Here is a 22545-nt window from a genome sequence, read left to right on the forward strand (position 1 = left end):
TAACGGACGCCCGGGGGAGCGCTAAGAGTCCCCTTGTACGCTGCCCGGAGCCCGACCAGTTACCTGCGCGGCCACGCAGCGCATCGACAGGAGAGACCCTCGTGCCGAAGTCACGTATCCGCAAGAAGGCCGACTACACGCCGCCCCCGGCGAAGCAGGCGACCGCCATCAAGCTGAACAGCCGCGCCTGGGTCGCCCCGGTGATGCTGGCCATGTTCCTCATCGGGCTCGCCTGGATCGTCGTCTTCTATGTGACCGACGGCTCCCTGCCCATCGACGCCCTGGACAACTGGAACATCGTGGTGGGCTTCGGTTTCATCGCCGCCGGATTCGGCGTCTCCACCCAGTGGAAGTAGCTCTCCCCAGGGGTATCCGCTGAGTTATCCACAGCTTGGAGCAATTTCCACAGGGCCTGGGGAAAAGACGACGATCTGTGGATAACCCATCGGGTGTTGACGCCGGTACGACCATCGCACCAGCTTCCGCAAGCCTGTTCGCCCCCTACCTGACCTGCGAAAACGCGGGTCAGTGCCAGGGGGCACAGCTGTTCCCGCACTGTATGCACAAGATCGGGCACGCGCTGTGGACAACGGCCGCTCACAGGGGGTGTGCGGGCCCCGTCAGGTCAGCTGGGCCGTTCTGATCACGATCATGACCACGATGACCAGCAGAACCAGCGCACAGGTGCCGTACTGCACCAGCGCCCGCCGCTCACGCGGGGCGTGGACCATGCCGTAGCCCGTGATGAGCCCGGCGACGAGGCCACCGATGTGGGCCTGCCAGGAGATGCCGCTCCAGCTGAAGGTGAAGATCAGGTTGATCACCAGGAGCGCGATGATCGGCCGCAGGTCGTAGTTGAGCCGGCGCATCAGGACCGCGGTCGCGCCGAAGAGGCCGAAGATGGCACCGGAGGCGCCGAGCGTCTGGGTGACCGGGCCGGCCAGCAGATAGGCCAGGGCGCCGCCCGCCAGACCGGAGACGAAGTAGACCGCGAGATAGCGGGCCCGGCCCAGGGCGGCTTCGAGGGGGCCGCCGAGCCACCACAGGCTCAGCATGTTGAAGCCGATGTGCCAGATCTCCTGGTGCGCGAACATCGAGGTCACCAGGCGGTAGTACTGCCCGTCCGCGACACCCTCGGTGGGCTGGAACGGCTTCGGCGGCCAGGCACCGACGAGGCTGAGGTCCGCCGCCAGGGACGCCTTGGCCTGGATGGCGATGAACACCGCGATGTTGATCCCGATCAGGATCTTCGTGAACAGGCGGGGATCGGACGTGACCGTACCTCCCGCGATGGTGCGGGGCCTCGCCGTGGCCGGAGCCGGGCCGCTGCCGCCCCCGTCGCGCACGCACTCGGGGCACTGGAAGCCGACGGAGGCGCTGACCATGCACTCGGGGCAGATCGGGCGCTCGCAGCGGGTGCAGCGGATGCCGGTCTCACGGTCCGGGTGCCGGTAGCAGCCAGGCAGGTTCTGGGCCTCCGGTGAAGTGCCCGCCTCCTGATTCATGCCATCCCCTAACTCGCCCTGAGCCGTCGTGCCCACATGCACCGCCCCGCTCATCCTTACGGTTGAGCGGGGCGTTTGGTTCCCTTCGCGGTGGTTGCCCGGGGCCTCAGCCCTGGCGCGTCTCCACGACGACCTGCTCGATGACGACGTCGTTCACCGGACGGTCGTTGGGGCGGGTGGTCTTGACGCCGGCGATGGCGTCGACGACCTTCTGGCTGGCCGGATCCGTGACCTCGCCGAAGATGGTGTGCTTGCGGTTCAGCCAGGCCGTCGGGGAGACGGTGATGAAGAACTGCGAGCCGTTGGTGCCGGGGCCGGCGTTGGCCATGGCGAGCAGGTAGGGCTTGTTGAAGCCGAGGTCCGGGTGGAACTCGTCCTCGAACTCGTAGCCCGGGCCACCGATGCCGGTGCCCAGCGGGTCGCCGCCCTGGATCATGAAGCCGCTGATGACGCGGTGGAAGATCGTGCCGTCGTAGAGCTTCTTGGTGGACTTCTCACCGGTGCCCGGGTGCGTCCACTCGCGCTCGCCCTGGGCGAGTTCGACGAAGTTCTTGACCGTCTTCGGGGCGTGGTTCGGCAGGAGCCGGACTTCGATGTCGCCGTGGTTGGTCTTCAGGGTGGCGTAAAGCTGCTCGGCCACGATCTGCCTTCCGTTGTCTTCTTGTGCCCGACCGATCCTCGCACGGATCCGGCCGAGGAGAGTCCGGGCAGGGGCGCGGAGCGGCGATCCGTGGCATTGTCGTCGACAAGCTCCTGTTGCCACGCATTCATCCGTTATTGATCCGGATGCCCGCCCTCAGGTGCCGGGCTGCGCTCCGGCAGGCATGATCCGTAAAAGGGTGGAAAGTCGAATTACCGTACGCCACCGAGGAGGAGGATCCCGTGACCCGCATCGACAGCGTGCGCGCCGCGACCGGCTCGGCGAAGGACAGCGTGCTGCACGCCGCGGAAGTGGTGGCGCCCTACGCCGACACGGCAAAGGACAAGGCCTCGCACTACGCGACGGAGGCACGCGTACGGCTCGCGCCCAAGGTCTCCCTTGCGGCCGAGCAGGCGCGTGTCCAGTACGGCGCTCATCTCGCGCCGCGTCTGGAGCAGGCCCGTACCGCATGTTCCGCCGAAGGTCGACCAGGCCGCCCACGAGGCCGCCGAACGCACCCGAAAGGCAGCTCGGCAGGCCGCCGACTATTCCCGCCCGAGGATCGAGCAGGCCGTCGCCGCGGCCGGCCCGGTCCGTGAGGAGGCCACAGCCCGCAGCGTGGCCGCACTGGCCGCACTGCGCGGTCAGATCTCGCCCAAGGAGGTCCAGAAGCTGGTCCGCAAGCACGAGCGGCGGGCCCGCGCAGGACGGCTCGCCAAGGCGCTGGCGGTCGCGGGCGTCGTCGCGGGCGGAGCCTACGCCGCCTGGAAGTGGTGGGACAAGCAGGCCAACCCCGACTGGCTGGTCGAGCCGCCCGCCGCGACCGAGGTGCCCGAGACGGGGCGACTGACATCCGTGGACGGCACCGGCCAGTCCGTCCTCGACCCGGAGGTCGAGGCGAAGGAGGCCGAGGAGGACGCCGCAAGGCACGACGAAGGGCGCTGACGCCGAAACCGGCGTGTACCAGCGGTGGGGCGGAAGTTCTCCGCCCCACCGTCATGTTCACCCGACGGTGTGAGCGAACCGGTACGGCAGGGCTCCCGTGCACCACAGTCGCGGGGACACCTCTGCCCACCGGACGGACCGCCGCCCTGATGAACCCCTCGCGCCGCGGGCCGCTCGCCCCGGCCGCCGTACTGCTGCTCCTGGCCTCGGCCTGCACCGCCCGCGCCCCCGAGCCCGCGGCGGCTTCCGCGTACGGCGCGTACGTCGGCTACGAGCCCGCCGACGTGGGCCGTCTCGACGCGTTCGGCGCCTGGCTCGGCGGCCCGGCGCCCCGGGTCGGGCACGTGTACCTGCCCGGCGACCGCTGGAGCAACATCGAGGGAGCGCCGGGCTACCTGGAGGCCTGGGCGTCCTGGTGACGAGCCGACCCGCGGCGCATGTTCGTCCTGGACGTGCCGATGCTGGAGCGCACCGAGGCCCACCTCCCCGACAGCACGGTCCGCGAGGAACTCCGGCGCGGTGCGAAAGGCGACTACGACGGCCATTTCCGCGCCCTGGCCCGGCGGTTGACGGCTCTCGGCGTCCCGGACACGATCGTCGTCCTCGGCTGGGAGATGAACGGCACCACCTACACCCACCGCTGCGGCCCGGACCCGGCCGCGTGGAAGGCGTACTGGACGAGGATCGTGCGGGCGATGCGCTCGGTGCCCGGCCGGCGCTTCCGCTTCGAGTTCACGCCCAACCGCGGCCGCGACGCGATCCCGTGGCCACGCTGCTATCCGGGCGACGAGGTCGTCGACATCATCGGCATGGACGCCTACGACGCCCCGCGCGGCCTGCGCTTCTCCGACCAGGTGACCGAGCCGTACGGCCTGCGCGCCCATGTCCGTTTCGCCCGCGCCCACCGCAAACCCTTCTCCTACCAGGAGTGGGGCCTGTACGAGAACGGCGACGACCCGGCGTACATGCGCGGCATGCTCACCTGGTTCGCCCGGCAGCGTCCCCTCTACCAGGCCATCACGGACTACTGCCCGCACGGTGTGTGGGGCTGCCGGGCCCATCCGAGGTCGGCTGCGGTGTATCGCTCGCTGATGAGGTAGGCCGGTCGAGCGGACGACGCCCGGCGCCGGCGTTCCGGACCGCTTCCACCGCGCGCACGAAAAACCCCTCCGCCCGCGTATTCGCAGGTCGGAGGGGATTCCTGGGGTGGAGCCTAGGGGAGTCGAACCCCTGACATCTGCCATGCAAAGACAGCGCTCTACCAACTGAGCTAAGGCCCCGGGAAGAGGAACGTCCGCCGGAAGAACCACGTACCGGTGGGCGTCGCAGACCAGAGTACCGGGTCACCCCCAGGATTCCGCAAAAGGGATTGGGGGTCCCCGCGAACGACCACTCTCCGTAAGATGCTCGGCGTGGTTCGCTGTCGCGAACCACGGTTTTTTGGGGAAGCGATGGGGAGACGCACATGGACGCCGCACAGCAGGAAGCGACCGCAAGAGCGCGGGAACTGCAGCGGAACTGGTACGGGGAGCCGCTGGGGGCGCTCTTCCGTAAGCTCATAGAGGACCTGGGCCTCAACCAGGCCCGTCTCGCGGGGGTGCTGGGACTGTCCGCTCCGATGCTGTCACAGCTGATGAGCGGTCAGCGGGCGAAGATCGGCAATCCCGCCGTGGTCCAGCGGGTGCAGCTGCTGCAGGACCTGGCGGGGCAGGTCGCGGACGGCAGCGTGAGCGCGGCCGAGGCGACGGAGCGCATGGACGAGATCAAGAAGTCGCAGGGGGGTTCGGTGCTCAGCAACACCACGACCACGACGAGCAGTTCGGGTGCGCCGACGGTCAAGCGGGTCGTCCGCGAGATCCAGTCGCTGCTGCGCTCGGTCGCCGCCGCCGGAGACATCATCGACGCCGCCGACACTCTCGCCCCGACCCACCCGGAACTGGCAGAGTTCCTCCGGGTCTACGGCGCCGGCCGCACCTCCGACGCGGTCACGCACTACCAGTCCCACCAGAACTGAGCCGTCCGCCCGGTCACCGAAGGGGGTTCGGCAGCCGGGCCGGGGCGGTGCCGGTGCCAGGGAGGAGCGCGGGGGGTCGCGCTCCTCACCGGCGGGCGACATACGGGGGTGTGTCGGCCGCCGAGGGGACGAGGAACACGGGGCCGTATCTCTCATCCGGGAGGCCGCGAGGGGTCGTATCGCTCATCGAGGGGGAAGCAAGGGGGGTAACCCGGGGAGTAGCCGCAGGGGGAGGAGCGACACACAGTCATGGGCGAGGTGTTCGCCGGCCGGTACGAACTGGCCGATCCGATCGGACGCGGAGGCGTCGGCGCCGTCTGGCGTGCCTGGGACCACCGGCGCCGCCGCTACGTGGCCGCCAAAGTCCTGCTGCAGAGCGACGCCCACTCCCTGCTGCGCTTCGTCCGCGAACAGGCCCTGCGGATCGACCACCCCCATGTCCTCGCGCCCGCCAGCTGGGCCGCCGACGACGACAAGGTCCTGTTCACCATGGACCTGGTCGCCGGCGGCTCGCTGGTCCATCTGATCGGGGACTACGGCCCCCTGCCGCCCGCCTTCGTATGCACCCTGCTCGACCAACTCCTCGCGGGGCTGGCCGCGGTGCACGCGGAAGGTGTCGTGCACCGTGACATCAAGCCCGCCAACATCCTGCTCGAAGCCACCGGCACGGCCCGCCCGCGGCTGCGGCTGTCCGACTTCGGCATCGCCATGCGGCTGGGCGAACCCCGCCTGACCGAGACCAACCTCGTCGTGGGCACGCCCGGTTATCTCGCCCCCGAGCAGATGATGGGCGCGGAACCGGACTTCCCCGCCGACCTGTTCGCCGTCGGCCTGGTCGCGCTGTACCTCCTGGAGGGCGCCAAGCCCGACGCCAAGGCGCTCATCCAGTACTTCGCCGCCCACGGCACCCCCGGCGCGCCCCAGAGCGTCCCCGAACCGCTCTGGCAGGTCGTGGCCTCTCTCCTCCAGCCGGACCCCCACGCACGCTTCCGCACCGCCACGGGGGCCCGCAAAGCCCTCGCCGCCGCCAGAGAACTCCTCTCTGACCCCGGCCCCGACGACGAGACCATCGAAATCTTCGACCAACTCGGCCCCCTGCCCCCCGGGTTCGGCCCGGCAGGCCCCCTCAAGCAGGCACCGGGCGTGGACCCGAACCGGACACGGAACGGGGGGTCCGGGACAGGGGGAGCGACGGCCTTCGGAATGGGTGAGGGGAGCGGCGGTTCGTTCGGGGGTGGTGGGAGGAGCGGGGTTCCTTCCGCGGGCGCCGGCGGCGCCGGGTCCGGTTTCGGTGTCGGAGCCGGTGGTGTTGCTGGGCCCGGGGCTGGTGTTGGGTCCGGTGGTGCTGCTGGGACTCGCGCTAGTGCTGGATCCGGTGCCGCTGCTGAATCAGGTGCCGGTAGGACGTCTGGCGGTGCTGCTGGACCTGGTGCTGATGCTGGGGCCGGCTCTGGGGCCGGTGGCGGTGGGGCGCGCGGTGCTGGTGAGGTCGGTGAGTGGCCTTCGGACCCTGGTCAGGGCAACGGCGGCGGGGCTTCCCAGCCAGGTGAGAGGGGTGAGGCGCCCTCCTGGTTCGGTGAAGGACAAGGACATGGGATGGGGCCGCGGCCTGGTGACGCGGGCGAGGCCTACTTCCGGTCCGGCCAAGGGCATGGGCCGGGCGTCTTCCGGGCTGGGGAGGCGGAGCGGGCCCCCTCCTGGCCCGACGAAGGAAACGGGCTGGAGCCCCGGCCTGGCCGAGCGAGCGGAACCCCTCCCCGGCCCGGCGCAGACAGTGGGCCGTCCGCCTCGCAGCCCGAGGACCCGAGCGTGGCCCCCTCCTGGTCCGGCGATGGCAACGCGGCGGGATTCCGGCCTGATCAAGCAGGCGGGCCTTCCGTCCAGCCAGGCGATGGGCCCACCCCCTCCCGGCCCCGGGAGGCAAGCGGAGCGCCCAACTGGTCCGGTGAAGGAAACGGACGGTCCTCCCACCCCGAGGCGCCAGGCGGGGTGCCCTCCTGGCAGAGCGAGGCAGGTGGCATTCCTCCCCAGCCCCACGAGGCAAGCGAGGCGCCTTACCAGCCCAGCGAGGCGAACGGGGCCGCCCACGGGCACGGTGAGCCGAACGGGCCCGCTTACCAGCCCGGCAACGCGAACGGGCCCGCTTACCCGCCCGGCGACGCCAACGGCCCCGCTTACCAACCTGGTGAGCCGAACGGGCCTGGGTTCCGGCCCGGCGAAGCGTACGGGGCGGCCTCCTGGCCCGGTGGGGGAAACCAGTCGTCCTGGCCCGATCGAGGAGGCGACCAGTCCTGGCCCGGCGAGGGCAGCGACGTCTCCCGGCGCCCAGGGGAGAGCAGACCCGTATCTCGGCCTGCTGAAGGCAACCCGCCCGCCTGGCCCGCGGAGGCGAACTCGGCGTCCTGGCCCAGGGAATCGCACCCGGCACCGTGGCCCGAACAGGCCGACCAGACGTCCTGGCCCCGCGAGGCCGGCCCTCCGCACTCCCCGGGTACCGCCGCCCCCGCTACCCATCCGAACACCGGCACCAACGCGTCCTCCCCCACCACAGACCAAGGGACCCCCTGGCCCGCTTCCGCTGACGGCCCATCCTCGGCGTCGGAAACCGGCAGCTTCCACCTGCCGCCGCCCCAGCCCACCGACTCCCGTTCGCAGCCCCCCACTCCACCGGAGCACCAGCCACAACCGCGCCACCGCCACCCGCATCCACAGGCCCAAGCACAACCGCACCGGCCTGCCACCCCGGCACACTCCGCCTACGTCTCCCCCCACGACCCCACACCCTCCACTCACGTCCTGCCCTCCCCCCAACCCCACGCCCCACGCTTCCCCACGCGGGCTCCGGCACCGGCCCCGCACCAGCTCCACGCTGATACCTCTACTGCTTCGTACACCGCTCAGAGCCCGCAGGTTCCACTCCCCGCCAGGTCGATTTCGCGAGCACGCCGCAGTGGCCCGCCCGCAAAGGTGGCGATCCCTCTCCTGCTCCTGGCCCTGGCCTGCTACGCCGTGGGGTTCTGGGCGCTCACCCAGATCTGAGGGCCCGGCACGCCGACAGACCGGCCTCCTGAGCGGTCGCGGCCCCAGGCAGCCCCACAGTCCTGTCCTGACCCACCCGCAGCCCGGGAATCGCAGTCAGTCGCCCCGCCCGTCCGCACAGCAGCCGTACTCAGCCCGGACACCCAGCTCCGAGCTCCGGCACCCCCAAGGCCCCGGCACATACACCCCTGAAACCTGGACAATCCGAAGCCCCCGAGACCCGACTCGCTCGGCCCCGAGCCGCTCCGCCCCGCCGCCCTACACCCCGGCAGCCCTCCGCCGCCCCGCCACGACCCACACCCCGAGGACCACCAAGAGCAAGGTCCCCGCCCCGATCCCCCCGACGGCCAGCAGCTTCATCCCGGCGCCGCCACCGCCGTTCCCACCAGCGTCGCTCGAACCCGCGTCCCCCACCGCCCCCGAGCCCCGCCCGAGAAGCCCCACCTGGAAGATCCCAGAAGGCTCGGACCGCCCCGCATAAGCGGGCCCGGCCGTCGCCTGCCCCTTCACCCGCACACGCAGCGTCAGCCCGAGCGGCCCGTCCCCGAACTGCTCGCCCACCCGCGCGGCGAGATGCACGACGAGGTAGTACGACCCGGCGAACCGCATCCCGCCCACCCGGTCGGAAACGGCGTACCGGTTGTCGTACCCGACCGGCGGCAGGGCAGCGAGCGCGCCCGACTTCTGGCTGCCGTTGTAACTGATGCTCGTGTCGTCGACGAGGCCGCGCACGGGGTTGTACAGCGCCAGATTCACGCCCCCCGGCACAAAGCCCCCACCCGCCCCGCCACCGCCCGCGCTGCTCAGATCGGCCGTGGCGTACACCTGCTGTCCCCAGCCGACGGGCACCTTGTAGAACAGCGTCTGTCCGGGCCGTACGTCGTCGCGCCAGGCCCCCTGCTCCAGCGCGGTCGCCGAGGTGAAGCCCCCGCCGCCCCGCCGCCGTACGGCCTTACCGCCGAGAGGCGAGGGCGTGGCCGAGTCCCAGGCCTCGGGCGCACTGGTCGAACCGGCCTCCCGCAGCCGCGGTTCCAGCACGGGCGCGAGCTCCAGGTCCCAGTCGCCCGGCGAGGACTCGGTGCGCAGCACCCGCTCGACGACCACGTAGTACGTACCGGCGCCCCGGCACAGCGACCGGCTCGACGGGAGCTGACGCACGCCCCACACGGTGAGAGGTCGCGGGCTGCGGCCGGCGCCGATGCTGGCGGTGTCCGGCGCGGAGCAGGTACGGCCGTCGGCGTCCTGTACGGACACCCTGACGCCTTCTGTCGGGGTGACCACGGTGTCCGCCGGGGGTACGGCCGTCGCGGCGACGTACGCGGTCGACGTGCCGTCGAGTACGAGGCGGTAGTAGACCTTGCCCTCGCTCGGCAGCGAACTCCGGTACGTGGTGCCGGGGACAAGACGCTCGGCGTCCCCGGTGTCCGTAGCTGCCCTGACCGATGGGGCTCCCTCGGCGAAGGCGTACGCGGAATCCGTGGTCGAGGAGGAGGCCGTAGTGGACGACGAAGCCGTGACTGACGAAGAAGGAGAAGCCGAGGGGGACCTGAGGGGAGCGGCCGACGCGGCGAAGCCGACAGATCCCGGCGCACCGCCCACCGCGCCCAGCACGACCCCCGCGACCGTCACGACGGCCACCCGCCACCACGCTGTACACCGCCGCCCCATCCCGCGCCACCCCTCCGTGCCCGCGCCCGAGCTCCTACGACCGACCGTCACCGATGCGCCATGCCCGCCCGTGCGGCCGGGCGGGCCTGGCCCATCCTGCCCCGCCGGGCCGCCGGGCCGCCGCCCACCCTCGCAATCCGTACGACCGTCCGAAACCCCCGGTCGCCGCTGATTCCGGCACCGAACCTGGCCCCGGACAACACAAAACCCCGACCGCAACAACGGCCGGGGTCTGCTCAGAACCGGATGTCGGTCCTCACGAACCCGTGGGCACGGAGTCAGTCGCCTCCGTCCACAGATCCTGCTCGGCGCGATCCGCCTGGATCTGGCGGTACACGAGGAGCCCGCCGATGGCGGCCAGTGCGACCAGGAGAAGCTTCTTCACCGCGCGACCTCGTCTTTCCTTGACGTAGGGGACCTCTGGCGCCCGACTATACACACCGACCGATACCGATCGGTGACCTGCGTCCGGGCCCTCAACTCCCGTCGGGAACGGCCCAGTAGAAGCGGAACAGGGACCTCCGATCAGCGGGTGATCACACCCCCCGCACGGTCACTTCAGCCTCTTTCGCACCGATTCTCCACTTTTTCTCCCTTCATGCACCCATCCGTGTGGTGTTCATCTGAAGATCGACGCGCCACAGGCTCAGGTCCGTGATTTCACGGCGCCCATACACATCATGAGGAAAGTACGCAAATCGCCCAACCCGAAAGTGAGGGACCATGGCCCGGAACAAGGTCATGAAGCTGTGGACCGTCGTCATCACCGCCGTCCTCGCGCTGTTCACGGCGCTCGGACTCATCACGACGACCGCAGCCGCTGCCGTACCGCAGACCCAGCCGGCCGGCAACAGCACCGTCGCACATCCGGAGCCCCCGGCGATCTCCCAGGGCCTCTGGTCCTACGCCAGGTCCCTGCCCCCCACGATGAAGCAGCGCATCCGGGCGGAGGCCCACGGAAAGACTCCCAGCTGCCGCCCCCGCTCCCTCCCCGACACGGACACGGCCGCGGACACGGCCACTCACCCGGGCACGGAAGCGGACACAGCCGAAGCGGCCGGCGCGGATTGCACCTGAAGCCCACCGCCCCGCCCGAGAACCACCCAAGCCGAACCGAAGACCCACTGAAGACGCACCGCACACGCACCGAAGAAGCAGCGACGATGCAGCAAAGACGCAGCGCAGACGCCTCGAAGCAGCGCCGAAGAAGTGACGACATCGCACACCGCACCGCACGGAAACACCTGCGGGACGCACTCCGAAGGACACCGCACATGATGAACACACCATCCGTGTTCACCAGCCCCTGCACGTGCTCAAGCCGCTCAGGGCTTCGCACCGACACCATGGCCCGAGACACAGAGCTCGCCGCCTACGGGGTCGGCCATGACCACCCACGCCTGGTCACCCTGACCGACTCGACACGCTTGGCAGCATCCCCAAGCCATGCGTCCGCCGTAGATGACAAAAACCCCCAACCGTGATCGGCTGAGGGTCTTCGTGCTGGTGGGGCTAACAGGATTTGAACCTGTGGCCTCATCCTTATCAGGGATGCGCTCTAACCAACTGAGCTATAGCCCCGCCGCGCTCTGCGGAGTGTGTCCCGCGCGCTGACTCCTGAAGATTAGCGCACGACGTGGGCAGTCCCAAAATCGGTTCCCCGAGGACCGCCCCCGCACGTTTGAGGCAGGGTTACTCGTCCTCGGCCAGCGTCAGCTCGACGCCACCGACGAAGCCCGCGGAGAGGTTGTAGATGAACGCGCCGAGGGTCGCGAGCGCCGTCGCGAGGACGACGTCGATGACCGCGATGATCGACGTGAACATCAGGACGTTCGGCAGGGAGAGGAACGCCTGGAGGTCGAAGCCGTTCGACTCGTTCGAGCCGGTTGCCTCGGCGATCGTCCCGCCGACCGTCGAGAAGACGCCCATCGCGTCCATGACCATCCACAGCACGGCGGCCGCGACGATCGTGCAGATGCCGAGCGCGATGGAGAGCAGGAAGCTGACCTTCATGACGGACCACGGGTCGGCCTTGGCCACCCGCAGACGTGCCTTGCGGGTACGGGGCATGGTGCGCGCGCCGGTGCGCGGACGGCGTACGGCACCGGCCTGGGCGGCCTGTGTCGGGTAGGCCTGCGGCGGGTGGTACGGGCCGGCCTGCTGCTGCGGCTGCCGTTCCCCCGGCAGCGGAGAGGGCGAAGGCTGGGGCTGTACCGCAGCCTGCGGCGGTGCGGCGGGCGCCGTCGGCTGGGCCGGCGGCTGGGTGTCCGTCACAGGTCCCCCCTGGGATCCACGAGCCTCGGGCGAGCGCGACTCCGTCGCGGGCGGCTTGATCGCCTTGAGTTGAGTCGTGTGCGTATCTGTCGGATGCGGTTCCGTCGGCCGCGCCTCCGGAGTCCGCGCATCCGCGGCCCGCGCGTCCGTCGCACGCGCGGCAGAGCCACGGCCGCCGCCGTCCGCCTCCGTGCCGGGGGTCGGCCCCCTAGAGGTTCCGGTCGATCCGGCGCCCGTGGCTCCGCTCACGATGACTCACTCCTCGTGCTACTCGGCCGAGGGTGCCTCACCCTCGTCCGTGCCGATGGTCTCGGCGGCACCTTCGACGGTCTCGTCGTCGGCCACATCGCCTTCGACCTCCTCCGCCTCACGCCCCGCCTCGGCGTTACGTGCGATGCCGACCACGGCATCGCGCTTGCCCAGGTTGATCAGTTGGACGCCCATGGTGTCACGGCCCGTCTCCCTGACTCCGCTGACTCGCGTACGAATCACACCGCCGGACAGCGTGATGGCGAGGATCTCGTCGGTCTCCTCGACCACCAGCGCTCCGACGAGCGATCCGCGGTCTTCCACGATCTTGGCAGCCTTGATGCCGAGGCCGCCGCGACCCTGGACGCGGTACTCGTCGACGGGGGTCCGCTTCGCGTACCCGCCGTCCGTAGCAGTGAACACGAACGTACCGGGTCGAACAACATTCATCGAGAGCAGCTCGTCGCCCTCGCGGAAGCTCATGCCCTTGACACCCGAGGTGGCACGGCCCATGGGACGCAGGGTGTCGTCCGAAGCGGTGAACCTGATCGACTGCGCCTTCTTGCTGATCAGAAGCAGATCACTGTCGGCCGAGACGAGTTCGGCACCGATCAGTTCGTCGTCCGAACCGTCCTCGCGCTCCCGCAGATTGATGGCGATGACACCACCGGAACGCGGAGAGTCGTAATCCTTCAGTGACGTCTTCTTGACCAGACCCGCCTTTGTGGCGAGCACCAGGTACGGCGCCGCGTCGTAGTCGCGGATCGCGAGGATCTCGGCGATCGCCTCGTCCGGCTGGAAGGCCAGCAGGTTGGCGACGTGCTGTCCGCGCGCGTCCCGCCCGGCGTCCGGCAGTTCGTAGGCCTTCGCCCGGTAGACGCGGCCCTTGTTGGTGAAGAACAGCAGCCAGTGGTGCGTGGTGGAGACGAAGAAGTGGTCGACGATGTCGTCTTCCTTGAGCTTCGTGCCGCGTACGCCCTTGCCGCCGCGCTTCTGGGCGCGGTAGTCGACGGTCTTGGTGCGCTTGACGTAGCCGCCGCGCGAGACCGTGACGACGATGTCCTCCTCGGCGATGAGGTCCTCGATGGACATGTCGCCGTCGTAGGGCACCAGCATGGTCTTGCGGTCGTCGCCGTACTTCTCGACGATCGCGGCGAGTTCGGCGCTCACGATGCCGCGCTGGCGCACCGGCGAGGCGAGGATCTCGTTGTACTCGGTGATCTTCGCCTGGAGTTCGTCGTGCTCCTGGACGATCTTCTGTCGCTCCAGGGCGGCCAGTCGGCGCAGCTGCATCTCGAGGATGGCGTTGGCCTGGATCTCGTCGATCTCCAGGAGCTCCATCAGGCCCGTGCGCGCGATGTCGACGGTGTCGCTGCGCCGGATCAGCGCGATGACCTCGTCGATGGCGTCCAGGGCCTTCAGCAGACCGCGCAGGATGTGCGCCCGCTCCTCGGCCTTGCGCAGCCGATACTTCGTACGGCGGACGATGACCTCGATCTGGTGCGCCACCCAGTGCCGGATGAACGCGTCCAGGGACAGCGTGCGCGGGACGCCGTCGACGAGCGCCAGCATGTTGGCGCCGAAGTTCGACTGCAGGTCCGTGTGCTTGTAGAGGTTGTTCAGGACGACCTTGGCGACCGCGTCACGCTTCAGAACGATCACGAGCCGCTGGCCCGTACGCGACGACGTCTCGTCCCGGACGTCCGCGATGCCGCCGACCTTGCCGTCCTTCACCAGGTCGGCGATCTTCTGCGCGAGGTTGTCGGGGTTGGTCTGGTACGGCAGTTCCGTGACCACCAGGCACTGGCGGTTCTGGATCTCCTCGACCTCGACGACCGCGCGCATGGTGATGGAGCCACGGCCGGTGCGGTACGCCTCCTCGATGCCCTTGCGGCCGACGACGAGTGCGCCGGTCGGGAAGTCGGGGCCCTTGATGCGCTCCATGAGCGCGTCCAGCAGCTCCTCGTGCGAGGCCTCGGGGTTCTCCAGGTACCACTGGGCGCCGGACGCGACCTCGCGCAGGTTGTGCGGCGGGATGTTGGTGGCCATGCCGACCGCGATACCGGCCGAGCCGTTGATCAGCAGGTTCGGGAAGCGGGCCGGCAGGACGGTCGGCTCCTGGGAGCGGCCGTCGTAGTTGTCCGTGAAGTCGACGGTCTCCTCGTCGATGTCACGCACCATCTCCATGGACAGCGGCGCCATCTTGCACTCGGTGTAGCGCATGGCCGCCGCCGGGTCGTTGCCCGGGGAGCCGAAGTTGCCGTTGGAGTCCACCAGCGGCATCCGCATCGACCACGGCTGGGCGAGGCGCACCAGGGCGTCGTAGATCGAGGAGTCGCCGTGCGGGTGGTAGTTGCCCATGACGTCGCCGACCACGCGCGCGCACTTGTAGAAGCCGCGCTCGGGGCGGTAGCCGCCGTCGTACATGGCGTACAGGACGCGGCGGTGGACGGGCTTGAGGCCGTCCCGGACGTCCGGCAGCGCGCGGGACACGATGACGGACATCGCGTAATCCAGGTACGAGCGCTGCATCTCCGTCTCGAGCCCGACGGGCTCGACACGCTGGGCGATGATGCCGCCTGCTTCGGGGGTGGCAGGGGTGATGTCGTCGGCCATTGCGGGTGAAGATCCTTCCTGGTGCGGTCAGCTGAGACCGACTCAGATGTCGAGGAAGCGGACGTCCTTGGCGTTGCGCTGGATGAACTGCCGGCGTGCCTCGACGTCCTCGCCCATCAGGACGGAGAACAGGTCGTCCGCCTGGGCGGCGTCGTCGAGGGTGACCTGGCCGAGGACGCGGTGCTCCTGGTCCATGGTGGTCACGCGCAGTTCCTCGGCGTTCATCTCGCCGAGACCCTTGAAGCGCTGGATGGAGTCCTCGCGGATGCGCTTGCCGCGCTGGCGGCCCATCTCGATCAGTGCGTCGCGCTCGCGGTCGGAGTACGCGTACTCGATGTCGTCCCGGCCCCACTTGATCTTGTACAGGGGAGGACGGGAGAGGTACACGTGCCCGGCCTCGACCAGCGGCCGCATGAAGCGGAACAGGAAGGTCAGCAGCAGGGTGGAGATGTGCTGGCCGTCGACGTCGGCGTCCGCCATCAGGATGATCTTGTGATAGCGCAGCTTCTCGATGTCGAAGTCCTCGTGGACTCCGGTGCCGAAGGCGGAGATCAGTGCCTGGATCTCCTGGTTCTGCAGGATCTTGTCGATCCGCGCCTTCTCGACGTTCAGGATCTTGCCGCGGATCGGGAGGATGGCCTGGTACTCGGGGTTACGGCCGGACTTGGCCGAGCCGCCGGCGGAGTCACCCTCGACGATGAAGATCTCGCACTTGGTGGGGTCGTTCGACTGGCAGTCGGAGAGCTTGCCCGGCAGGGACGCGGTCTCCAGCAGACCCTTGCGACGGGTCAGGTCGCGGGCCTTGCGGGCCGCCACGCGCGCGGTGGCCGCCTGGATGCTCTTGCGGATGATGTCCGCGGCCTCGACGGGGTTGCGGTCCAGCCAGTCGGTGAGGTGTTCGTAGACGACCTTCTGGACGAAGGTCTTCACCTCGGTGTTGCCCAGCTTGGTCTTGGTCTGGCCCTCGAACTGCGGCTCGCTCAGCTTCACCGAGATGATCGCGGTCAGACCCTCGCGGATGTCGTCACCCGTGAGGTTGTCGTCCTTCTCGCGCAGCAGCTTCTTGTCGCGCGCGTACTTGTTGATCAGCGAGGTCAGCGCGGCGCGGAAGCCCTCTTCGTGCGTGCCGCCCTCGTGCGTGTGGATGATGTTCGCGAAGGAGTACACACCCTCGCTGTAACCGCCGTTCCACTGCATCGCGAGCTCGAGGGACAGGCTCTTGTCCCTGTCCTCGGCCTCGAGGTCGATCACGGTGGGGTGGACCACCTCTCCCTTGCGGGAGTTGAGGTACTTCACGAAGTCGACGATGCCGCCCTCGTAGTGGTACGAGACGGTCTTGACCTCGTGCTTCTCGTCCTCGCCCGCCTCGTCCGCGCCGGCGGTGGCCTTCGCCGACTCGCGCTCGTCGGTGAGGTTGATCCGCAGGCCCTTGTTGAGGAACGCCATCTCCTGGAAGCGCCGCGAGAGCGTCTCGAAGGAGTACTCGGTGGTCTCGAAGATGTCCGGGTCGGCCCAGAAGGTGACCGTGGTGCCGTGCTCGTCCGTGGCCTCGTGCTGGGCCAGCGGGGCCGTCGGCACGCCCAGCTTGTAGTCCTGCGTCCAGCGGTAGCCGTCGGTCTTGATCTCGACGGACACCTTGGTCGACAGGGCGTTCACGACGGAGACACCCACGCCGTGCAGACCGCCGGAGACCGCGTAGCCGCCGCCACCGAACTTGCCGCCCGCGTGCAGCACGGTCAGCACGACCTCGACGGCCGGCTTGCCCTCGGACGGGACGATGCCCACCGGGATGCCGCGGCCGTTGTCGATGACGCGCACGCCGCCGTCGGCGAGGATCGTCACGTCGATGGTGTCCGCGTGGCCGGCCAGTGCCTCGTCCACGGAGTTGTCGACGACTTCCTGCACCAGGTGGTGCAGGCCGCGCTCGCCGGTCGAGCCGATGTACATACCGGGTCGCTTGCGGACCGCGTCCAGACCCTCGAGGACGGTGATGGCGCTGGCGTCGTACGAGGCGGTTACCTCGCCGTTCGACGAGGTCGCCTCGGCGTCGGTGGACGGAATGTTCTCGTTGGGGTTGCCGGAATCGGCCACGAAGCGCCCTTTCTGGCACAGCACGAGCCGGGCTCGTCGGCGGGTTGCCGGAGCGGCTGCGGCATGTTGCGTTGGTAAGCCTTGATCAGCGTTGCTCAGCTTCTCCCGGGCGGTCCCCACGGGCGGGGCGGGATTGGCTTCCAGTCTACCGGTAGCGCCGACACTGATGGGGGTTTGCGGGTACCTGAGTCCGCATGTGCCGCCCTGAACCGGCGTCTTCCGGGTCCCCATATACGGAGCGGGGCTCCAAGAGGCTCACGCAGGCTTTCAGCGCTTCTGGCTGTCAAGCCTTGGCTACTTGGGAGTCAGGTCGGAATTCGCGACCGCGTGCAGTGCCACGACAAAGGCGTCGGCGGCGCCCCGAAGGCACCGCCGACGCCCTTGATGTGATGTCTGTCACCCGTAGGTGTCACCGGGTCCCACGCTGCCTGGGGCACGCAGCGGACCGTAGCGACGAGGGGGCCCGCCGGGGCCGTTCACCTTGATCAACTTCACGGCGCCGTGCCCGAGATCCTCGTTCAGCCGTGCCACCAACTGCGGCGCGAGCAGCCGCAGATTCGTCGCCCAGGCCGTCGAGTCGCAGCGCACCACCAGGACCCGCTCGTCCTCGTCGTACTTCTCCGGCTCGCAGTGCTTGGCCACGTCCTCGCCCACGATCTGCGGCCAGCGCCCCATCACTCCGCCCACCGCCGCCGGCGTCTCCCAGCCGCGCTCGGTGATCAGGCGGTTGATGGCGGCGCCGAACGCCATGGGGTCGCGTCCGTCGGCGCGCGCGCCGGAGCGCAGACCGCCACCGCGCCGCGCCTGCCGCTTCTGCTGAGCCGCGTCCCCACGCGCGCGTGCCTGTTCCTTCGCCGCCCGGAGCGCCACGCGCGCGAGGTCGACGCCGGAGGGTTCGGCGGCCTTGGGCTTCTCGGCGTTCTCGGCGGGGCGTGCTTCGTCGCTCATACGCGCTCCACCGCCCCCTCGGACACGGCGTACCGCGTGCCCGTCAGGACGTGTGGCACGTCGTCCTCGACCGCCGCCGTCACCAGGACCTGCTCACCGGGCGCGACCAGCTCGGCCAGCCGCTCACGGCGACGGCTGTCCAGTTCGGCGAACACGTCGTCGAGGATCAGCACGGGCTCGTTGCCCTCGGCCCGGAGCAGGTCGTACGACGCGAGGCGCAGCGCCAGCGCGTACGACCAGGACTCGCCGTGCGAGGCGTATCCCTTGGCGGGCAGCTGACCGAGTTTGAGATTCACATCGTCCCGATGCGGTCCGACGAGGGTCACGCCCCGCTCGATCTCCTGCTTGCGCACCTCGGTGAGCGCCGCCATCAGCTGCTCGTGGAGGTCCTCGCGCGTGTGTGCCTCGCCGGGCGCGGACGGCTTGTACTCCAGGGCGACCGGGCCGCCGCCCGGGGCCAGTTGTTCGTACGCCTTGTCGGTCAGGGGCTGGAGCGCGGCGATCAGGTCGAGCCGCTGGGCGAGCAACTCGGCGCCCACGCGCGCGAGGTGCTGGTCCCACACGTCGAGGGTGGACAGGTCCATGGAGCGGCCGCCGTGCCGCCTCGCGAGGGCGGCCGACTTCAGCAGGGTGTTGCGCTGCTTGAGGACCCGCTCGTAGTCGGAGCGGACGCCTGCCATGCGCGGGGAGCGCGCGGTGATCAGCTCGTCCAGGAAGCGGCGCCGCTCACCCGGATCGCCCTTCACCAGCGCGAGGTCCTCCGGCGCGAACAGCACCGTACGTACGATCCCGAGCACATCACGGGGCCTGACCTGCGAGGACCTGTTGATGCGGGCCCGGTTCGCCTTGCCGGGGTTCAGCTCCAGCTCGACCAGCTGCTGCCGCTCGCCCTGTCTGACCTGTGCCCGGACGATCGCGCGGTCGGCGCCCATGCGAACCAGGGGAGCGTCGGAGGCGACCCGGTGGCTGCCGAGGGTGGCGAGGTAGCCGATCGCCTCGACCAGGTTCGTCTTGCCCTGCCCGTTGGGGCCCACGAACGCGGTGACGCCCGGGTCGAGCGGGACTTCGACCCGGGCGTACGAGCGGAAGTCGGCCAGCGACAGGTGCGTGACGTGCATGGTCGGTCGCCGACCTCCCCCAGCTTGTGGACTGTGGTGACAGCCCTGTGGATTACTTCGTCTCGACCGCGTGGCCGCCGAACTGGTTGCGCAGCGCCGCGATCATCTTCATCTGCGGCGAGTCGTCCTGGCGGGACGCGAACCGCGCGAACAGGGAGGCGGTGATCGCCGGCAGCGGCACCGCGTGGTCGATGGCGGCCTCCACGGTCCACCGGCCCTCGCCGGAGTCCTGTGCGTAACCGCGCAGCTTGTCCAGGTGCTCGTCCTCGTCGAGGGCGTTGACCGCGAGGTCGAGGAGCCAGGAACGGATGACCGTGCCCTCCTGCCAGGAACGGAAGACCTCCCGGACGTCGGTCACGGAGTCGACCTTCTCCAGGAGCTCCCAGCCCTCGGCGTAGGCCTGCATCATCGCGTACTCGATGCCGTTGTGGACCATCTTCGCGAAGTGGCCCGCGCCGACCTTGCCGGCGTGCACCGCTCCGGCGTCGCCCTCGGGCTTGAGGGCGTCGAAGACCGGCTGCACCTTGGCGACGTTCTCCGCGTCGCCGCCGTACATCAGCGCGTAGCCGTTCTCCAGGCCCCATACGCCGCCGGAGACGCCGCAGTCGACGAAGCCGATGCCCTTGGCGGCGAGTTCCTCGGCGTGCTTCTCGTCGTCCGTCCAGCGGGAGTTACCGCCGTCCACCACGACGTCGCCGGGCTCCAGGAGCTCGGCCAGCTCGTCGACGGTCGCCTGGGTCGGCGCACCGGCCGGGACCATCACCCACACGACCCGCGGGCCCTGCAACGCGTCCACAAGCTCCTTGAGGCTGTGGACATCGGCGAGGTCCGGGTTGCGGTCGTATCCGATCACGGTGTGGCCTGCGCGGCGGATCCGCTCGCGCATGTTGCCGCCCATCTTGCCGAGGCCGACGAGACCGAGCTCCATCAGTTGTTCCTTAGGTTGCTGTGGCGTGTGGGGCATCTTCGTACCCACGTACGAGCCTAAACCCGGACGCTCACGCACACCTGTGGGCATACGCGCTCAAACGTATGCCCTCACCTGGGGCTTTGCCTCAGCCGCTCAGCCGCACCGGGCACGCTCAGCCGCTGAGGCGCACCGGCATGCTGCGATCTTGTGGGGGCCGACCCCCACACCCCCAGCAGCCGGCCGGTCCAGGCCGGTCGGCATGCTCAGCCGCTGAGGCGCACCGGCATGATCAGGTACTTGTAGGCCTCGTCCGCCTCGGCGTCCAGGGCCGGCTTGCCGCTCAGCAGCGCGGGCTTGGTGGACGTCGTGAAGGAGAGCTGGGCCACCGGGGAGTCGATGGCACTCAGGCCGTCCAGCAGGAAGGTCGGGTTGAAGGCGATCGAGACGTCGTCGCCCTCCAGCTGGGCGTCGACCCTTTCCACAGCCTGTGCGTCGTCGCTGGAACCGGCCTCCAGGATCAGCACGCCCTGCTCGAAGCTCAACCGCACCGGGGTGTTGCGCTCGGCGACCAGAGCCACACGCTTGACGGCCTCCACGAAGGGGGCGGTCTCGATCACGGCCACGGAGTTGAACTCCGTCGGGAACAGCGAGCGGTACTTCGGCAGATCGCCTTCGAGCAGACGCGTGGTGGTACGGCGGCCCGCGCCCTCGAAGCCGATCAGGCCCTCGCCCGCGCCCGAACCGGAGAGCGCCAGGATGACGCTGTCGCCGCTCGTGAGGGCCTTGGCGGTGTCCAGGAGCGTCTTGGCGGGCACCAGGGCCACCGCGGACGCCTCCGGGTTCTCCGGCTTCCACAGGAACTCGCGGACCGCGAAGCGGTAGCGGTCGGTGGACGCCAGCGTGACGGTGTCGCCCTCGATCTCGATGCGCACACCGGTGAGGACGGGGAGCGTGTCGTCACGGCCCGCGGCGATGGCCACCTGAGCGGCGGCGGAGGCGAAGACCTCACCGGGGACGGTGCCCGTGGCGCTCGGCATCTGGGGCAGCGCCGGGTACTCCTCCACAGGCAGGGTGTGGAGGGTGAAGCGCGAGGAGCCGCAGACCACCGTCGCCCGTACACCGTCTGTGGAAATCTCCACCGGGCGGTTGGGCAGTGCGCGGCAGATGTCGGCGAGCAGGCGGCCGGAGACGAGCACCGTGCCCTCCTCCTCGACCTCGGCCTCCACGGAGACCCGCGCGGAGACCTCGTAGTCGAAGCTGGACAGGCTCAGCTGGCCTTCCTCGGCCTTCAGGAGAAGGCCGGCGAGGACAGGCGCCGGCGGACGGGCCGGGAGGCTGCGCGCCGCCCAGGCCACTGCCTCCGCGAGTACGTCGCGTTCCACCCGGATCTTCACTGTTGCCGCCTCCTGCTGTTGCCGGCGCTGCTCGGCCTGCCTGGCTTCGTCGTCTGTCTCGGTGTCGTCGGTCCCTGTGCCGGGAAGGACACCGGGGAACAGTCTGACGCACCCCACTGACAGTAGGTGCCTCTCGGGGTCAAGTCGTGACGAGGGGCAGTCGGGAGCCGGACAGCGAGTTGTGCACAGGCCCCACTTCGAAACGGATTCCCAGCTCTCTCTAGTTGGGAGTAGTAGTAGGGGCTGTGGATACCGTGGATAACCCCGTTTTCCCAGCTCAGAGCAGGAATTTTGTCCACTGGCCCTGTGGGCGACGGCGGTGGACAACCGGGTGTCTCTGTGGAGAACAGAAAGTTCTGCACACTCCGTGCACAGCCTGAGGCGACTTCTCCCCAGCGCCGTCCCCAGCTTTACCCGCCTTTCCCACAGCCCAACCCGGCACCTTCGTGTGACGCCTTTCACTCGACCCGGTGATCAGGCGCGTCGCGTTGCCGAACAGTGGACAGGCATGTGGAGAAGCCGCTGATCGCTGGGGACAACCGGCTCCAACCTGTGGGTTGCCGGTGGACAACTCGGTGCACAGCCTGTGGATCTTCTCGCTGTCCACAGTCTGTGGAGATCCTTCGTCCACCAATCCACAGCCACCTGACCTGGCCTGATCGCCTTTCCCCAGCAAGCCTGTGGACCGCGATCTGGACAACTTCGCAGTCCCCAGGATGTGGACGGGAAAAAGTCACCGGATCTGTGGAGAGAGGCCGTAACCCTGCGGGGAATCGAACACCCGGCTACGGCAACGTGACCTCGGGCATGACGAAGGGCGCCCGGGACCTCGTCCCCAGGGCGCCCTGGACGCCGTAGATCTGTTGCCGCGCCTTGGCGGCGGAGTGCCGGCGCATCGAAGGCGATCTGCACGACGGCGCCCGGCAGCGCCTGGTTGCTTTGACGATGACCTTGGGCCTGGTGCCTCGGCGGGGGCCCCGCCGACGCACCCCGCCGATCAGTTGGCCAAGTCCCACGACGCGGCGGGCGAGACCCTCGCGGAGCCGCCGTGCGAACTCCTCCACGGCATCCGACCGAAGGTCCTGGCGGACCGCGGCCTCGGGCCGCCGTGGCCGACGCCGCAGCGCCGCCGAC

The 22545-nt window shown here is 69.5% G+C and carries 16 protein-coding genes, 2 tRNA genes and 3 pseudogenes; 8 read left to right on the forward strand and 13 right to left on the reverse strand.

Going from position 1 to position 22545, the window contains the following annotated elements:
* The first annotated feature begins 101 nt into the window (after positions 1-101).
* Positions 102-356: a cell division protein CrgA gene (gene crgA, locus RKD20_RS22095; RefSeq protein ID WP_020119474.1), complete on the forward strand. Its 255-nt coding sequence runs from the start codon at positions 102-104 to the stop codon at positions 354-356.
* A 264-nt stretch (positions 357-620) separates the two neighbouring features.
* Here crgA and RKD20_RS22100 read toward each other — a convergent pair whose 3' ends face one another.
* Both RKD20_RS22100 and RKD20_RS22105 read right to left on the reverse strand, forming a co-directional pair.
* A complete protein-coding gene (locus RKD20_RS22100; protein ID WP_424879243.1) occupies positions 621-1505 on the reverse strand; it encodes a rhomboid family intramembrane serine protease in 885 nt (294 codons plus the stop codon).
* Between the two features lie 106 nt (positions 1506-1611).
* On the reverse strand, positions 1612-2145 hold the full coding sequence (locus RKD20_RS22105; protein WP_007383300.1) for a peptidylprolyl isomerase: 534 nt from the start codon (positions 2143-2145) through the stop codon (positions 1612-1614).
* A gap of 242 nt (positions 2146-2387) precedes the next feature.
* On the opposite strand from RKD20_RS22105, the pseudogene RKD20_RS22110 reads away from it, so the two are divergent.
* From RKD20_RS22110 to RKD20_RS22120, 3 genes and pseudogenes are all read left to right on the forward strand, one after another.
* Positions 2388-3090 (forward strand): annotated as a pseudogene (locus RKD20_RS22110) (DUF5324 family protein).
* Between the two features lie 149 nt (positions 3091-3239).
* Positions 3240-3509 (forward strand): hypothetical protein, encoded by a 270-nt coding sequence (locus RKD20_RS22115; RefSeq protein ID WP_424879244.1) that lies wholly within the window; start codon positions 3240-3242, stop codon positions 3507-3509.
* An 18-nt stretch (positions 3510-3527) separates the two neighbouring features.
* Positions 3528-4190: a glycoside hydrolase family 26 protein gene (locus RKD20_RS22120; protein ID WP_424879245.1), complete on the forward strand. Its 663-nt coding sequence runs from the start codon at positions 3528-3530 to the stop codon at positions 4188-4190.
* Positions 4191-4297: 107 nt separating this feature from the next.
* Here RKD20_RS22120 and RKD20_RS22125 read toward each other — a convergent pair.
* Positions 4298-4370 (reverse strand) — tRNA-Ala (locus RKD20_RS22125).
* A gap of 185 nt (positions 4371-4555) precedes the next feature.
* Between RKD20_RS22125 and RKD20_RS22130 the strand changes: the two genes are divergently transcribed.
* Entirely contained in the window at positions 4556-5104 is a 549-nt protein-coding gene (locus RKD20_RS22130; RefSeq protein WP_020119478.1) for a helix-turn-helix domain-containing protein, read from the forward strand.
* 249 nt (positions 5105-5353) lie between these two features.
* Positions 5354-6251: pseudogene (locus RKD20_RS22135) on the forward strand (serine/threonine-protein kinase); the annotation flags it as partial.
* A gap of 2150 nt (positions 6252-8401) precedes the next feature.
* Here RKD20_RS22135 and RKD20_RS22140 read toward each other — a convergent pair.
* Both RKD20_RS22140 and RKD20_RS22145 read right to left on the reverse strand, forming a co-directional pair.
* Positions 8402-9811: a hypothetical protein gene (locus tag RKD20_RS22140; protein ID WP_424879246.1), complete on the reverse strand. Its 1410-nt coding sequence runs from the start codon at positions 9809-9811 to the stop codon at positions 8402-8404.
* Between the two features lie 256 nt (positions 9812-10067).
* The gene (locus RKD20_RS22145; protein WP_003999697.1) at positions 10068-10196 is read right to left on the reverse strand and encodes a DLW-39 family protein; all 129 of its coding nucleotides are present in this window, start codon (positions 10194-10196) and stop codon (positions 10068-10070) included.
* Positions 10197-10534: 338 nt separating this feature from the next.
* Here RKD20_RS22145 and RKD20_RS22150 point away from each other — a divergent pair, with 338 nt between their 5' ends.
* Positions 10535-10888 carry a DUF6344 domain-containing protein gene (locus tag RKD20_RS22150; RefSeq protein WP_424879247.1) on the forward strand — a complete coding sequence of 118 codons (354 nt, stop codon included), beginning with the start codon at positions 10535-10537 and terminating at the stop codon, positions 10886-10888.
* Positions 10889-11315: 427 nt separating this feature from the next.
* Here RKD20_RS22150 and RKD20_RS22155 read toward each other — a convergent pair.
* From RKD20_RS22155 to dnaN, 8 genes are all read right to left on the reverse strand, one after another.
* A tRNA-Ile gene (locus RKD20_RS22155) sits at positions 11316-11392 on the reverse strand.
* A 111-nt stretch (positions 11393-11503) separates the two neighbouring features.
* Entirely contained in the window at positions 11504-12334 is an 831-nt protein-coding gene (locus RKD20_RS22160) for a DUF3566 domain-containing protein (protein WP_424879248.1), read from the reverse strand.
* A gap of 18 nt (positions 12335-12352) precedes the next feature.
* On the reverse strand, positions 12353-14950 hold the full coding sequence (gyrA, locus tag RKD20_RS22165) for a DNA gyrase subunit A (protein ID WP_424879249.1): 2598 nt from the start codon (positions 14948-14950) through the stop codon (positions 12353-12355).
* 42 nt (positions 14951-14992) lie between these two features.
* Positions 14993-17041 carry a DNA topoisomerase (ATP-hydrolyzing) subunit B gene (gyrB, locus tag RKD20_RS22170; protein WP_424879250.1) on the reverse strand — a complete coding sequence of 683 codons (2049 nt, stop codon included), beginning with the start codon at positions 17039-17041 and terminating at the stop codon, positions 14993-14995.
* A gap of 396 nt (positions 17042-17437) precedes the next feature.
* Entirely contained in the window at positions 17438-17989 is a 552-nt protein-coding gene (locus RKD20_RS22175; protein ID WP_424879251.1) for a DUF721 domain-containing protein, read from the reverse strand.
* Complete coding sequence (gene recF, locus RKD20_RS22180) at positions 17986-19107, reverse strand: DNA replication/repair protein RecF (RefSeq protein ID WP_424879252.1); 1122 nt, start codon at positions 19105-19107, stop codon at positions 17986-17988. Before recF ends, RKD20_RS22175 begins: the two co-directional genes overlap by 4 nt.
* 52 nt (positions 19108-19159) lie before the next feature.
* Entirely contained in the window at positions 19160-20035 is an 876-nt protein-coding gene (gene gnd / locus RKD20_RS22185) for a phosphogluconate dehydrogenase (NAD(+)-dependent, decarboxylating) (RefSeq protein ID WP_424879253.1), read from the reverse strand.
* A gap of 245 nt (positions 20036-20280) precedes the next feature.
* On the reverse strand, positions 20281-21411 hold the full coding sequence (dnaN, locus tag RKD20_RS22190) for a DNA polymerase III subunit beta (RefSeq protein WP_020119489.1): 1131 nt from the start codon (positions 21409-21411) through the stop codon (positions 20281-20283).
* A gap of 870 nt (positions 21412-22281) precedes the next feature.
* Between dnaN and RKD20_RS22195 the strand changes: the two are divergent.
* Positions 22282-22534: pseudogene (locus tag RKD20_RS22195) on the forward strand (histidine kinase); the annotation flags it as partial.
* Positions 22535-22545 lie beyond the last annotated feature (11 nt).

It is taken from the genome of Streptomyces sp. SLBN-8D4 (assembly GCF_049739545.1).
GTDB lineage: Bacteria > Actinomycetota > Actinomycetes > Streptomycetales > Streptomycetaceae > Streptomyces > Streptomyces canus_C.